Raw genomic sequence first — 13,290 nt, forward strand, 5'->3', positions numbered from 1 at the left:
TTTCCTCTTCTTCCTGAAATTGAAACCCAACGGATCGCCCGCGATTCGTGTTCAGTGTCTGAATAAAAAGCGTCAGGCCGTAGCGAGATTGGTGATTTTCGAGAACCGGAGCGTAATGTACTTTCACGCATGATCCCGAAAAGTTGCAGACTTTTCGTATAAGATCATGCGTCAAGAAGGGCACATGAGCACCGGAAACGCAGAAAGCACCATTGGCAGCCAGGCATGGCACTTTTGGATCAGACACCCAGAGGAAGGGGATAGGATCCATGAAGTTCAGGAAGCTCGGACGTACCGAACTCGACGTTTCGCCGCTTTGCTTCGGCGGCAATGTATTTGGATGGACGGTCGATGAAGCGACATCATTTTCGCTTCTCGATCGTTTTGTCGATGCGGGATTCAATTTCATCGACACAGCGGATGCATATTCCGCATGGGCAAATGGCAATGTGGGCGGTGAATCCGAAACCATTATCGGCAATTGGCTGAAATCCCGCGGCCTACGCGACAAGGTGGTCATCGCCACCAAGGTGGGCTCTGAAATGGGCCCTGACGAAAAGGGGCTCTCTCCGGCCTATATCCGCAAAGCGGTCGACGCCTCCCTCAAACGGCTGCAGACAGATTATATCGATCTCTATCAATCGCACTGGGACGACCCCGAAACACCGTTCGAAGACACGCTCGGCACCTATAAGGAGCTGATCGACGCAGGAAAGGTGCGCGCCATTGGTGCATCCAATCTCACACCCGAACGCCTCTCAGAAGCATTGGATGTCGCCCGAACCCACAATCTGCCGCGCTATGAAAGCCTGCAGCCGCTTTATAATCTCTATGATCGAGCGGATTTCGAAGATGGGCTGGAGAAAATTTGCCGCGAAAATGAGCTTGGAGTTATTTCCTACTATTCGCTCGCGGCAGGGTTTCTGACCGGGAAATATCGTTCCGATGATGATCTGGGACAAAGCGCACGCGGTAAATCGGTCGAAAAATACCTGACGGACCGTGGCTCGCGGATCATTGCTGCACTTGATGATGTGGCCCGCAATCTCGATGTCACACCGGCACAGGTTGCAATCGCATGGCTCATAGCGCAGCCATCGATCACCGCGCCCATCGCCAGCGCCACACGCTCTGCCCAGCTCGGCGAACTGATCGCCGCAGCCGAACTGAAACTCAGCAACGATGAAATTGCGTTGCTGAACAAGGCGAGCGGCTAACTTTCAAGGCATCGAAGGGTGCCTTCACCCTTCGATTTCCTCTCGTAGCATTTCCAACTCAAGCCATTCTTCCTCCATGACGGCATTCTCGGAGCGCTTTTTTTCAAGAAGATCAGCGGTCTTGGCAAAGAGCGCGGGATCCTTGGCATAAAGCTGCGGATCGGCAAGCTTGCCCTCCAGCGTTGTGATTTCCTTTCCGAGAGCGTCCATCTTGCCTGGCAGCGTTTCAAGCGCGAACTTCTGCTTGTAGGAGAGCTTGCGTTTTTCCTCACGCTTCGGCTGGGAAGCCTCCTCCCCACTGTCATCGCCCTTGCCGTCAGGGCGGGCAGTCGCCGTCCTGACGTTGCGGCGTGCCAGCGCCTGTTCCTTGCGCTGCGCCATCATGTCGGCATAGCCGCCTGCATATTCGAGCCAGCTTCCGTCCCCTTCCGGCGCAATCACCGACGTCACGGTGCGATCCAGAAAATCGCGGTCATGGCTGACCAGAATGACCGTTCCGGGAAAACCTGCGACCAGCTCCTGCAACAGATCGAGTGTTTCCATATCGAGATCGTTGGTGGGCTCATCGAGGATAAGCAGGTTGGCCGGGCGCGCCAAAACACGGGCCAGCATCAGCCGGGCACGTTCGCCACCGGAAAGCTCGCGAATAGGAGTACGTGCCTGTTCGGGCTGGAACAGAAAGTCTTTCATATAGGAAACGACATGCCGCTGTTCGCCGTTGACAACCAGGCTTTCGCCCCGCCCGTCCGTCAAGTAATGCGCCAGTGTCTCATCCAGGTTGAGGCTTTCGCGCTTCTGGTCGAGTTCGGCCATTTCAAGATTGACGCCGAGCCGCAAGGTTCCTGAATCCGGTTCGAGCTTGCCAGTCAGAAGCGACAGAAGCGTCGTCTTTCCGGCGCCGTTCGGACCGACGAAGCCGATACGATCACCGCGCTGCACACGTGTCGAAAAATCCTTGACCAGCACGCGGTCGCCATAGGCCTTGTTCAGTCCCTTGGCTTCGATCACCAGCTTGCCGGATTCCTTGGAATCGCTGGCGGTCAGTACCGCCGTCCCCTGCGCTTTGCGATGATTGCGAAAATCAGCGCGCATGGAATGCAGTTCGCCGAGACGGCGCATATTGCGCTTGCGGCGGGCGGTGACGCCGTAACGCAACCAGTGCTCCTCACGCGCAATCTGGCGTCCGAGCTTGTGATGATCACGCTCTTCCTCTTCCAGAACCTTGTCGCGCCATTCCTCGAAATGGCTGAACCCCTGTTCAAGACGGCGCGTAATGCCGCGATCCAGCCAGACCGTCGCCCGGCTGACATTTTCCAGAAAGCGACGGTCATGCGAGATCAGCACGATAGCCGAGCGGATCTGGCGCAGTTCGCTTTCCAGCCATTCGATAGTGGTCAGATCCAGATGGTTGGTCGGTTCGTCCAGCAGCAGAACGTCGGGCTGCGGTGCTATCACCCGTGCCAGAGCGGCACGCCGCGCCTCGCCACCCGACAGATGATCCGGCTTTTCTTCTCCCGTCAGACCGAGGTGTTCGAGAAGATAGGTGACACGATGCGGGTCATCGGCTGGCCCCAGCCCTGCTTCCACATAGGCGCGCACATTGGCAAAGCCATCCATGTCCGGTACCTGTGGCAGATAGCGAACGGTCGCGCCCGGATGCTTGAAAACTTCGCCCGATGTCGCTTCCACCATGCCGGCGGCAATCTTGAGCAGAGTGGATTTACCCGAGCCGTTACGTCCGACCAGTGCGATGCGATCACCTTCGCTTACCGAAAGGCTGGCATCCTCCAGAAGCGGTGTGCCTCCAAAGGTGAGCTTGATCTGGTCGAGGCGAAGGAGTGGTGGTGCCATGGTTCTCGTCGATAAACTGGGTTGAAAATTCCGCCCTGCTTGTCCGTGACAAAAGCCGTTCTGTCAAATGGAACGGTACGAAAAGACCTGCGAAAAACAAACAGGCCGGGTTTCCCCGACCTGTTCTCCAACTGATATGCATCAGCCGCTATATTCTTGGCCCGGCTATTACTGGCAAGGCGCTTCGTAGACGCGGCCATACGGATCACGATAGCGGCAGTACTGCGTGCCATTGCGCGTCTGGGCTGCACCAAGAAGCGTACCGGCAACGCCGCCGATAGCAGCACCAGCAAGAGCACCGCGGCCATTGCCGCCGATTGCGCCACCGGCGAGAGCGCCGAGCGCAGCACCACCAACACCGTAACCAGCAGTGCGCTGTTCGTTCGTCGTGCACGCAGCGGTCGAGAACGCGAGCACGCCAGCAACAGCAATCATCGTAAGACGTGATTTCATGAAACATCTCCTACAAGAGTTGAACTAATCACCGACTTTGCGTCCCCAATTTCGGCGTAAAGCAGATGACACCCGCTTGGCCCATTTACAATACGTTTCGCCTGCCAGCGTCAAGCTCTTTCGATTGATAAGGTTAGCGGGCTCAGCGCGGTGTTTCCTCCATCGCCAAGTTGGCGATAAGTATCGCCAATCCAGAATGCGCAGTAACACGAAGTGTTCCACGAACTACATTAGACACCGTCCATGAAGAACCGAACGGTAGTGTCACATTATCTAACGGCCACTCCGCATTTGTGATCGAAAGGCCTTCGACAGTGCTGAAATTAATCACACTGAACGGTGTTCCGTCCGGAAAGTCATAAACATAATCTCCCGGCGGCAGGGGCCAGGCTTCCTCGGAACCGCTGGACAGAAGCACGTTCCGCCCTTTTGCGGCCTGCGCCGTCGCCATCGTCAGGTGCAGAAGCGTGTGGTCGGTGCGCTGACCGCCAAAGGCTCCGCAAAGGATCACGCGATCCGCACCCCGCATATACGCTTCCTCAAGGGCCAGCTCTCCGTCCGTCATGTCCTTGGCGGAGGGGAACGTCTTTTGCGGCACGTGTCCATATTGCACGCGCAGTTCGGCAGAAGTCGAATCGAAATCGCCGAGCCACAGTTCCGGTTCGACACTGAGAGCGGCGGCATGCCTGATCCCGCTATCGGCTGCGAGAATACGCGCACCTGCAATTTGGCGTTTCAGGCGATCGGTCACGACCAGATCGCCGCCGAGGAGAATGACGAATGTGCTCATAAGCCGCTCATAACACGGGCAAATCCTCGCCGGAAGTCCGCTTTATGGCATCCCACCTCCCCTTGCCCTTCCCACACACACGGATTATTGTCGCAACCGCTCTAACGGGGTGCCGTCTGCTTTCGCGGATGGCTGAGAGGTCGCATTCCCGGCCAACCCGCTGAACCTGATCCGGTTTGCACCGGCGGAGGGATTAGACGCTCCATAAACGGCGCTCGATCCTCTTGTAGTAAAAGAAAGGAAGTGCCGTGATGCGGCTTTTATCTTTGCTGGCTTTTTCATTGTCCACAGCCATCGCTTTCACGCCTTCGGCACAGGCGAAAGACAAGCTCACTGTCTATACCTATGACAGCTTCGTTTCGGAATGGGGTCCGGGTCCGAAGGTCAAGGAAAACTTCGAGAAGGAATGCAACTGCGAAGTTGACTGGATTGCATCCGCCGATGGCGTTGCCCTGCTCAACCGCCTCAAGCTTGAAGGCAGCAATACCAAAGCCGACATCGTCCTCGGTCTCGATACCAATCTGACGACCGAAGCGCGCGCTACCGGCTTTTTCGCTCCAAGCGGTATCGACCAGAGCAATGTGAACGTTCCAGGTGGGTTCAAGGATGATATCTTCGTTCCCTATGATTATGGCTATTTCGCCGTGGTCTACGATTCGGAAAAACTACCCAATCCTCCAAAGAGCCTGAAGGAACTGGTCGAAGGCGATCCGTCGCAGAAGATCGTGCTGCAAGACCCGCGCACCTCTACGCCAGGTCTCGGCATGCTGCTCTGGATGAAATCGGTCTATGGCAATGAGGCGGAAGCGGCCTGGCAAAAACTGCAGAAGCGCATCCTTACCGTCACGCCCGGCTGGTCGGAAGCCTATGGACTCTTCACCAAGGGCGAAGCCCCGATGGTACTGTCCTATACGACATCTCCCGCCTATCACATGATCGCGGAAAAGACGGAGCGCTATAAGGCTCTGACCTATCCGGAAGGCAATTATCTCCAGATCGAGCTTGCCGCCCAAACCACGACCGGTGCCCAAAACCCTCTGGCGCAAAAATTTCTGGCTTTCATGACCGGCCCCGGATTCCAGGATGTCATTCCCGAAACCAACTGGATGTACCCGGCAGGCAAAACGTCCACCCCCCTTCCAGCCGCTTTCGACGCGATGCCGAAGCCCGAAAAGACACTTCTCTTTCCCTCTGACGAGGTAGCCAAAAACCGCAAGTCATGGGTCGATGAATGGCTGGCCGCAACCAGCAAATGACGATATTCCCCGCACAGCACCGCTCGAAAGGCATATCCGCCGCCAGACCCGCTGCGGGTGTGTTGGCGCTTGTCTTTCTGGTCGTGCTTGCCGGTGGTGCGCTTATCGCACTGGCATTTGAAGCGGGCAGCGGCGGTTTCGATGCGGCTGCCAATTTCGACACTTATTTGTGGCGGGTTGCCCGCTTCACGGTCCTGCAGGCAATCGCTTCGAGCTTGCTTTCCGTGTTGTTTGCAGTTCCGGTCGCCCGCGCGCTTTATGCGGAAGCAAGCTTTCCGGGGCGCGGCCTTATTCTACGCCTGTTTGCCCTGCCGCTTGCTCTACCTGCACTCGTTGCAGTGCTCGGCGTCACCAGCATCTATGGCCGCAACGGTTTCATTGCGCATCTGTCCGAAGTGGCAGGACATCCGTTCCAACCGGATATTTACGGCATCACAGGCATCCTGATCGCCCATATCTTCTTCAATATGCCGCTTGCGGTCCGTCTCATTCTGGCAGGATACGAATCCATACCAACCGATTACTGGAAGCTCTCCGCACAGCTCGGCATGGGTCATGGAGCGCGCTTCCGGCTCATCGAATGGCCCGTGATCCGGCGCAATCTGCCGGGCATGATCGGACTCATTTTCATGCTCTGCGTGACGAGTTTCACAACCGTACTGACGCTCGGCGGCGGGCCGCGTGCCACCACGCTGGAAGTCGCGATCTACCAAAGCCTGCACTTCGATTTCGATCCGGGTCGTGCAGTCGCCCTCACCTTCACGCAGCTTGCACTGACATTGCTCGTCCTTCTGGCCCTGCGCCTGACCGGTAGCCCATCCGAAGAAGGCTTCACCCATTCCGCGACACTGCGACGCTACGGCAAAGCGTCTACGGCTGAACGTATTTCGAACATCGTCATCATCGGAACAGGTTTCCTCTATGTCGCACTGCCGATTGCGGGCGTGGTCATTTCCGGTCTCGCCGCCGATCTCGTGCGACTATTGACGGAGAGAACGGTCTGGCGCGCGATCGGCACCAGTCTGGCGCTCGGTTTTTCCGCAGCACTCCTCTCGGTGATTCTGTCACTTGCGCTTGTGTCAGCACGTGAAGCAGTGAAAGAACGCAAGCTTTCCAACATCTTCGATACAGGCGCCAGCCTGATCCTCGTCATGCCGCCCATTGTGATCGGCGCTGGCTGGTTCATCCTGCTTCGCCACTTCACCAATCCGTTTGCGATGGCACCGTTCATGGTCGTCACCGTCAATGCGGCGATGGCCATGCCCTTTGCCGTGCGTCTGCTGCGCCCCGCATGGGACACGGCGGCCAGCCGCCACAACCGGCTTTGCGCACAACTGGGCATTCACGGCCTCAACCGTTTCCAGCTCATCGACTGGCCGTCGATCCGCAAACCTTTCGGTATGGCCTTTGCTTTTGCCATGGCGCTCTCGCTCGGTGACCTTGGCACCATTGCCCTGTTCGGCAGCGACGCACTTTTGACCCTGCCCTATCTCCTCTTGCAGCGCATGGGCAGCTATCGCACATTCGACGCGGCGGGTCTGGCGCTCATTCTCGGGCTGCTTTGCCTCGCACTGATGATGATCGCAGATCGCGCATCCCGAAAGGAAAAGCCTTCTCTATGAATGCCTCGATGAACGCCCTTGCCGAAATTCGCCTTGATGACGTTCGTTTCAGCTATGGTGAAACCGTCATGCATTTCGATGCGACGATACAAGGCGGTGTCATTGCTGCGATTGTCGGGCCAAGCGGTTCGGGCAAGTCGACACTTCTCAACCTGATTGCCGGTTTCGAGTTTCCGCAATCCGGTCGTATCTTCATCGGTGATAGGGACGTCAGTGAACTTTCCCCGGCGGAGCGGCCGGTTTCGATGGTGTTTCAGGAAAACAACCTGTTTGCCCACCTGAGCGTCGAACAGAATGTCGGCCTTGGACGTTCGCCGAACCTGAAGCTGACCACGGAAGACCGCGCCGATATTGCGGAGGCTTTGTCGCGCGTCGGACTTGCAGGCAAGGAGCAGCGCAAACCGGAAGCTTTGTCCGGCGGCGAGCGTCAGCGCGTGGCGATTGCTCGCGCCCTCATACGCCAGCGCCCGGTTCTGCTCCTTGACGAAGCCTTTGCCTCGCTCGGCCCTGCCCTGCGGCACCAGATGCTGGATCTGGTCAGGGAGCTTCACCTTGAAACTGGCATGACGGTGCTGATGGTCACGCACACACCGGAAGACGCGCTCTATCTCGACGCCTTGCTTATATTCCTCGATAACGGACAGATTTCCGCGCAAGGCCCAGCCAACAAACTGCTTTCCCCGACTGGACCGGAAGCACTACGGCACTATATCGGCGAAAAACGGAATTCAGTGCCGAACCTCAAATAGAGTTACGGGTGCGGACATATTTTGTTCGCAATCTGTCGGAAGAACCGGCTACAGATTTCTTGTGCGGCCTTGTACGGCTTGTACGCTTTCTGGTCTGTGGCTAGATTTGGCCTCGGATCATGCAATCTGATTCAGAAGCGAGGATAAAATACTGTTCCGTCAATCGACCCGTTCCCGGGCCTTCCTGTGTCTACCTATCTCCCTGCCAGAATGGACGCAGCACAATTGGCGGAAACCAGCCATCGGTCTTGGCTTGCTTGCGATCGCCTTGATTTCAGGTTGCCAGTCGATCAATTCCAGCAAGGATCTGGGCCTGCAGCCTTCCGACAATCCGGTGACGGTCGACAATGTAACGCGCAATGACCGGCTGGCACAGCTTGGCGCGCAGCAGCATCCACGCATCCTCGCGACCTATGGTGGTGAATATAAGGACCAAAGGCTTGAACGCATGGTGGCGAAGATCGTCGGCAAGCTGACGACAGTGACCGACAAGCCCGACCAGACCTATCGCATCACCATTCTCGATAGTCCCAATATCAACGCCTTCGCATTGCCGGGCGGCTATCTCTATGTCACGCGCGGCCTGCTCGCGCTCGCAAACGACTCTTCCGAAGTCGCGGCCGTGATTGCCCACGAAATGGGCCATGTCATCGCCAATCATGGCATTCTGCGACAGGAGAAGGAAGCTGAGACGGCCATAGCCGGGCGTGTTGCCAGCGAAGTGCTGCATAATGAATCTGCCAGCCGCGAAGAAGCACTGCGCGGCAAGCTGCGGCTTGCCCAGTTCTCGCGCAATCAGGAATTGCAGGCGGATGCCATCGGCATCAAGATGATCGGCGAAGCCGGTTACGATCCGTTCGCTTCGGCGCGTTTCCTGCAATCGATGGAGGCCTATCAGAGCTTTCGTTCGGTTTCAGGCGCGACGGATGCCAGTCTCGACTTTCTTGCAAGCCACCCGGCAACACCGCAGCGCATCCAGCTTGCGCTCGGTCATGCACGCCGCATCGGCGCACCGGGTGTCGGCACGACCGATCGCGATTCCTTCCTCAATGGAATTGATGGCCTTCTTTACGGCGACTCGCCCAACGAAGGTTATGTCCGCGAACAGACCTTCATCCATCCGAAGCTCGGCGTCACCTTCCGCGCGCCGGTTGGTTTCACTATCGACAACTCGGCCAATGCCGTCATGGCAAGCGGCCCCGGTGAGGTTGCCATTCGTTTCGACGGCGCATCTCTTCCGGCCGGATCGAACCTTGCCGACTATATCCGGTCCGGCTGGGTGACCGGTCTTGACGACAGTTCGATTCAGACCACCACCATCAATGGATTGCCTGCCGCGACCGCGCGCGCCAGTGCCGACCGGTGGCAGTTCGACATTGTGGTCATCGGAGCCAACAACAAGGTCTATCGCTTCCTGACGGCGGCACCGAAAGGCAGCAGCGCGCTTCTGCCTGCTTCGCAGACGGTTACCCAGTCCTTCCGTCTGCTGTCGCCAGCCGAACAAAATGCCATCAAGCCGCTGCGCATCCGCGTTGTGACAGTGAAGCCGGGCGACACGCTGGCCAGCCTGTCGGCACGCATGCAGGGCACCACCCGCAAGCTGGAACTGTTCCGCCTTCTCAATGCCATGTCAGCGGGGGCGACGGTTTCGGTCGGCGACCGCGTGAAGTTGATCAGCGAGTAGGCCTTAACGATGGAAACACTTATCCATTCTGTCCTTGCCGGGAAAATCACACCTCTCGGGCCGCACGGCGTTCCAAGCGGCATCGACAAGCAGCCGGTTACCGGCAAAGTCCGCGTAACGTTTGAAGGGCTGGACTGCGACGCTCAAGGCGACCGGAAAGTGCATGGCGGACCGGAAAAGGCACTCCATCATTATCCGCATGACCATTATGCTGTCTGGCGTGACGAAATTGGTGACAATCCGCGTCTGAACCTGCGCGGTGCTTTCGGCGAAAACATCTCTACGTCGGGTCTCGATGAACGCAATGTTGCCGTGGGCGACAGGTTTCGGCTTGGCAGCGCGCTTGTTGAGGTTTCACAGGGGCGCCAGCCCTGCTGGAAACTGAACGAACGCTTTGCAACAGCCGATATGGCCATTCGCGTCCAGAAGACGGGACGGACAGGCTGGTATTATCGTGTGCTGGAGGAAGGTGATGTGGAAACTGGCGATTCGATGACACTCATCGATCGCCTTTCACCGGACTGGACGCTGCACCGGGTCTGGCATCTGCTCTATGTCGATACACTGAACTACGAAGAACTCGCCAATATGGCGGAGCTTTCGCATCTAGCCGATAGCTGGAAGCGATATGCAGTGCGTCGCCTCGAAAACCGCAAGGTTGAGGATTGGTCGTCCCGGCTTGAAGGCAAGAACACCGAACCACAAAAGTAAGGAGCCATTCGGCCCCTCTACTTGTGTTGCCTTGGTCGTAACAGCCTATGCCTGATAGGCTGCCAGTTCATGCTGGCTCAACAGAGCAATCTTCAGCTTCTCCATTGCCCGGCTTTCGATCTGCCGCACCCGTTCCTTAGAGATGCCGAGCTTTTCACCCAGCGCTTCAAGCGTTACGCCGTCATCATCGAGGCGCCGCTCGCGGATAATGTGCAGCTCGCGCTCGTTCAGCGTGTCGAGAGCCACATTGAGCCACTGATTGCGGCGCTCCATATCAATGGAACTTTCGGCGATCTCGTCCTGCAGGGGATGATCGTCAACCAGAAAATCCATACGACGGGACGCGCCAGACTCGTCATTGTTCACAGGTGCCGATAGAGAACTGTCTGGTCCCGAAAGGCGGCTGTCCATGATCTCGACGTCGTTTGTCGAAACACCCAACTGATCGGAAATTTCCCGATACATCTCGGCCTTGGTCATATTGTCATCGGACTGAGCCAGTTTCGAACGAAGCCGCCGCAGATTGAAAAACAGCGCCTTTTGCGCCGAACTTGTGCCACCGCGCACGATGGACCAGTTGCGCAAGATATAGTCCTGCATCGACGCGCGAATCCACCACGATGCATAAGTCGAGAAACGCACTTCCCGTTCGGGATCGAAACGGGCGGCAGCTTCAAGAAGACCCACATAACCTTCCTGTATGAGATCGTTCATCGGTAGTTTGAACTTACGGAAGCGCCCGGCCATCGAAATAACCAGTCGCATATGGGCGGATGTGATGCGGTGTAGTGCGTCCTGATCTTTCAGCTCCTTCCAGCGAATGGCAAGGGCTCGTTCCTCTTCGCGCTCCAGATAGGGAGCCGACATTGCGCTGCGGATCATGGACTGGGAAGAGGCCGCGGGCGCCGGGAGGTTGCGCGCAACCATAGGTATGCGATTGGCTGGAACTGCGGAAGAACTGCTCATGGATGACTGCTTCATCTGGTTCTCCTGTTCTGAACTCACGCCCGTCTGGGCGTTCAGTGGAAGGATATGCCAGTCCCACAAAGACCCCTTGGACGAACGTGCGAATTCGCCCAAAACTCCCCGCCAGGCCTATTCTTTGGCCAATACGATTACGCCGCAAAACAAACCCGTTTACGAACTGGTGTCTGAGAGAACGCGTCAGGTGCCATCGGGTTCCCTCCAACCCAGGATAAATCTCTGACAATGCAGAAAGATGACTGGAGGGGTTAATGATTGATTGCAAAATTCAATAAAATTTTAACCAAGTAATACTCCCCTATTCACAAGGAGGGTATGCGCTCAATTCCTGGCGAAGAGAAAAAACAAAAAAAGCCCGGCTAAAACCGGGCCTTTTTGAAAGAAAGAGAAGTAAGCTTATGCAGCCTCTACTTCATCATCGTCGAGGTCAGCTTCAGCGTCGGCCTTGCCCCGCTTCGGTCCCTTGGCGAGGTTTGCTTCGATCAGACGAACAGCTTCGGTTTCAGAAAGCTTGTTCACGGCAGCGATCTCACGTGCCATACGATCAAGGGCAGCTTCATAGAGCTGACGCTCGGAATAGGACTGCTCCGGCTGATTCTCAGCACGGAAAAGATCGCGAACGACTTCCGAGATCGAGATCAGATCGCCGGAATTGATCTTTGCATCATATTCCTGGGCGCGGCGCGACCACATGGTGCGCTTTACACGTGCGCGGCCCTGTACGACCTTCAAGGCACGCTCAACATAGTCGGTCTCCGACAGCTTGCGCATACCGATGGTAGCGGCTTTGGCAACCGGCACCTTCAGGCGCATCTTGTCTTTTTCAAAATCGATCACGAAAAGCTCGAGCTTGTGACCTGCCACTTCCTGCTCTTCGATGGTGACGATCTGGCCGACGCCATGAGCCGGATATACGATGGCCTCACCGGCCTTGAAACCGCCACGCGCTACTGGAGACTTTTTCTGCTGGGATGACATACGCTTCATTACTCCCTGTTGTGCCCGGCGCGACCCGCCGGTTGACACATGATGTTCGACCGCGCTCCGGAGGAATGAAGCACGGAAGTTGGTTGTCGGCTTGGAACTGAAAACGCATCTGACGACAAATCTAACCGACCGGGTGTACGGTGAGGGGGACGACGCCAAATCGCAATCATCTTCCCCGGTGCCATTCAGCCCGGTACTAAAGATCAGCCCTTTCAGAGATTAACGCATAGCGCCACGAATTGACGTCCAGTCACCGAAATTATTGAGGTAATCTAACACAATTTCGCGAAAGAATCAACAAATTGCCAAATATGTCGCATCTGGCAACGCAACACGCCTAAAAGATGAGCGTTTTCCCGTGATTTTATTCGTCTTTTGACGCTACATCACAGAAAAAGCAAGTGATAAATCCTGCAATCTTGCAATGTCTGACAACCTGGCAGTCTTAACAGGACGAACTTGCAAGTTCGAGAAGTGCTAAGTCTTCTCGAACAAAGACATACTTGTACAATACCATCTATAGCACGTCAGCCTGGCAGCACTGCCTGAACACCACACGGAGTTAGTCGCCGCTGCCCGGTTCAGCAGAGAAATATTGCTCCAGCTTTCCAGCCACACCGTCCATTTCCTTGGCTTCCGGCAAGGCGTCCTTCTTGGCAGTAATATTGGGCCATTTTGCCGCATATTCCGTGTTCAGTTCCAGCCACTTGTCGAGGCCCGGCTCAGTGTCGGGGCTGATAGCCTCGGCAGGGCATTCCGGTTCACATACGCCACAGTCGATGCACTCGTCGGGATTAATGACGAGCATATTTTCGCCTTCGTAGAAACAATCGACCGGACAGACCTCGACGCAGTCCGTATATTTGCAGCGAATGCAATTATCGGTCACGACATACGTCATCGTCGAACTCCTGTTGCCGCCCGAATTCCTGAATAGGCAGCTTATTTATCCTACAGCTTTGCGCCGATACTCCGGCAAGCCGACA

General features: G+C 56.4%; 12 protein-coding genes and 1 riboswitch. Of the genes, 6 read left to right on the plus strand and 6 right to left on the minus strand.

Annotated elements, in window-relative coordinates; translation table 11 throughout:
* Positions 1-269 precede the first annotated feature (269 nt).
* Positions 270-1,217, plus strand: a complete 948-nt coding sequence (locus FIB18_RS17790) for an aldo/keto reductase (RefSeq protein ID WP_140021977.1) — start codon at positions 270-272, stop codon at positions 1,215-1,217.
* A 24-nt stretch (positions 1,218-1,241) separates the two neighbouring features.
* Here FIB18_RS17790 and FIB18_RS17795 read toward each other — a convergent pair whose 3' ends face one another.
* The 3 genes from FIB18_RS17795 to FIB18_RS17810 form a co-directional block, all read right to left on the minus strand.
* Complete coding sequence (locus FIB18_RS17795; protein WP_140021978.1) at positions 1,242-3,068, minus strand: ABC-F family ATP-binding cassette domain-containing protein; 1,827 nt, start codon at positions 3,066-3,068, stop codon at positions 1,242-1,244.
* Positions 3,069-3,236: 168 nt separating this feature from the next.
* The gene (locus FIB18_RS17805; protein ID WP_010661429.1) at positions 3,237-3,521 is read right to left on the minus strand and encodes a hypothetical protein; all 285 of its coding nucleotides are present in this window, start codon (positions 3,519-3,521) and stop codon (positions 3,237-3,239) included.
* A gap of 142 nt (positions 3,522-3,663) precedes the next feature.
* Positions 3,664-4,311: a thiamine diphosphokinase gene (locus FIB18_RS17810; protein ID WP_140021979.1), complete on the minus strand. Its 648-nt coding sequence runs from the start codon at positions 4,309-4,311 to the stop codon at positions 3,664-3,666.
* A 95-nt stretch (positions 4,312-4,406) separates the two neighbouring features.
* Positions 4,407-4,521, plus strand: a riboswitch (TPP riboswitch).
* Between the two features lie 41 nt (positions 4,522-4,562).
* On the opposite strand from FIB18_RS17810, the gene thiB reads away from it, so the two are divergent.
* From thiB to FIB18_RS17835, 5 genes are all read left to right on the plus strand, one after another.
* Entirely contained in the window at positions 4,563-5,567 is a 1,005-nt protein-coding gene (gene thiB / locus FIB18_RS17815) for a thiamine ABC transporter substrate binding subunit (RefSeq protein WP_140021980.1), read from the plus strand.
* Entirely contained in the window at positions 5,564-7,189 is a 1,626-nt protein-coding gene (gene thiP / locus FIB18_RS17820) for a thiamine/thiamine pyrophosphate ABC transporter permease ThiP (protein WP_140022063.1), read from the plus strand. The genes thiB and thiP overlap by 4 nt, the downstream gene beginning before the upstream one ends.
* Before the next feature lie 8 nt (positions 7,190-7,197).
* Positions 7,198-7,938, plus strand: coding sequence for a thiamine ABC transporter ATP-binding protein (gene thiQ / locus FIB18_RS17825; RefSeq protein WP_140022064.1), 741 nt, complete (start codon positions 7,198-7,200; stop codon positions 7,936-7,938).
* A 202-nt stretch (positions 7,939-8,140) separates the two neighbouring features.
* Entirely contained in the window at positions 8,141-9,622 is a 1,482-nt protein-coding gene (gene cdlP / locus FIB18_RS17830) for a cell division protease CdlP (protein WP_140021981.1), read from the plus strand.
* Positions 9,623-9,631: 9 nt separating this feature from the next.
* Positions 9,632-10,333: an MOSC domain-containing protein gene (locus FIB18_RS17835; protein ID WP_140021982.1), complete on the plus strand. Its 702-nt coding sequence runs from the start codon at positions 9,632-9,634 to the stop codon at positions 10,331-10,333.
* Positions 10,334-10,378: 45 nt separating this feature from the next.
* Here FIB18_RS17835 and FIB18_RS17840 read toward each other — a convergent pair whose 3' ends face one another.
* From FIB18_RS17840 to fdxA, 3 genes are all read right to left on the minus strand, one after another.
* A complete protein-coding gene (locus FIB18_RS17840; RefSeq protein ID WP_140021983.1) occupies positions 10,379-11,314 on the minus strand; it encodes an RNA polymerase factor sigma-32 in 936 nt (311 codons plus the stop codon).
* A 399-nt stretch (positions 11,315-11,713) separates the two neighbouring features.
* Positions 11,714-12,295 carry a CarD family transcriptional regulator gene (locus tag FIB18_RS17845; protein ID WP_105542706.1) on the minus strand — a complete coding sequence of 194 codons (582 nt, stop codon included), beginning with the start codon at positions 12,293-12,295 and terminating at the stop codon, positions 11,714-11,716.
* 571 nt (positions 12,296-12,866) lie between these two features.
* Complete coding sequence (gene fdxA / locus FIB18_RS17850) at positions 12,867-13,205, minus strand: ferredoxin FdxA (protein WP_061347990.1); 339 nt, start codon at positions 13,203-13,205, stop codon at positions 12,867-12,869.
* Between the last annotated feature and the right edge of the window lie 85 nt (positions 13,206-13,290).

The sequence above is a fragment of the Brucella pecoris genome (genome assembly GCF_006376675.1).
GTDB lineage: Bacteria > Pseudomonadota > Alphaproteobacteria > Rhizobiales > Rhizobiaceae > Brucella > Brucella pecoris.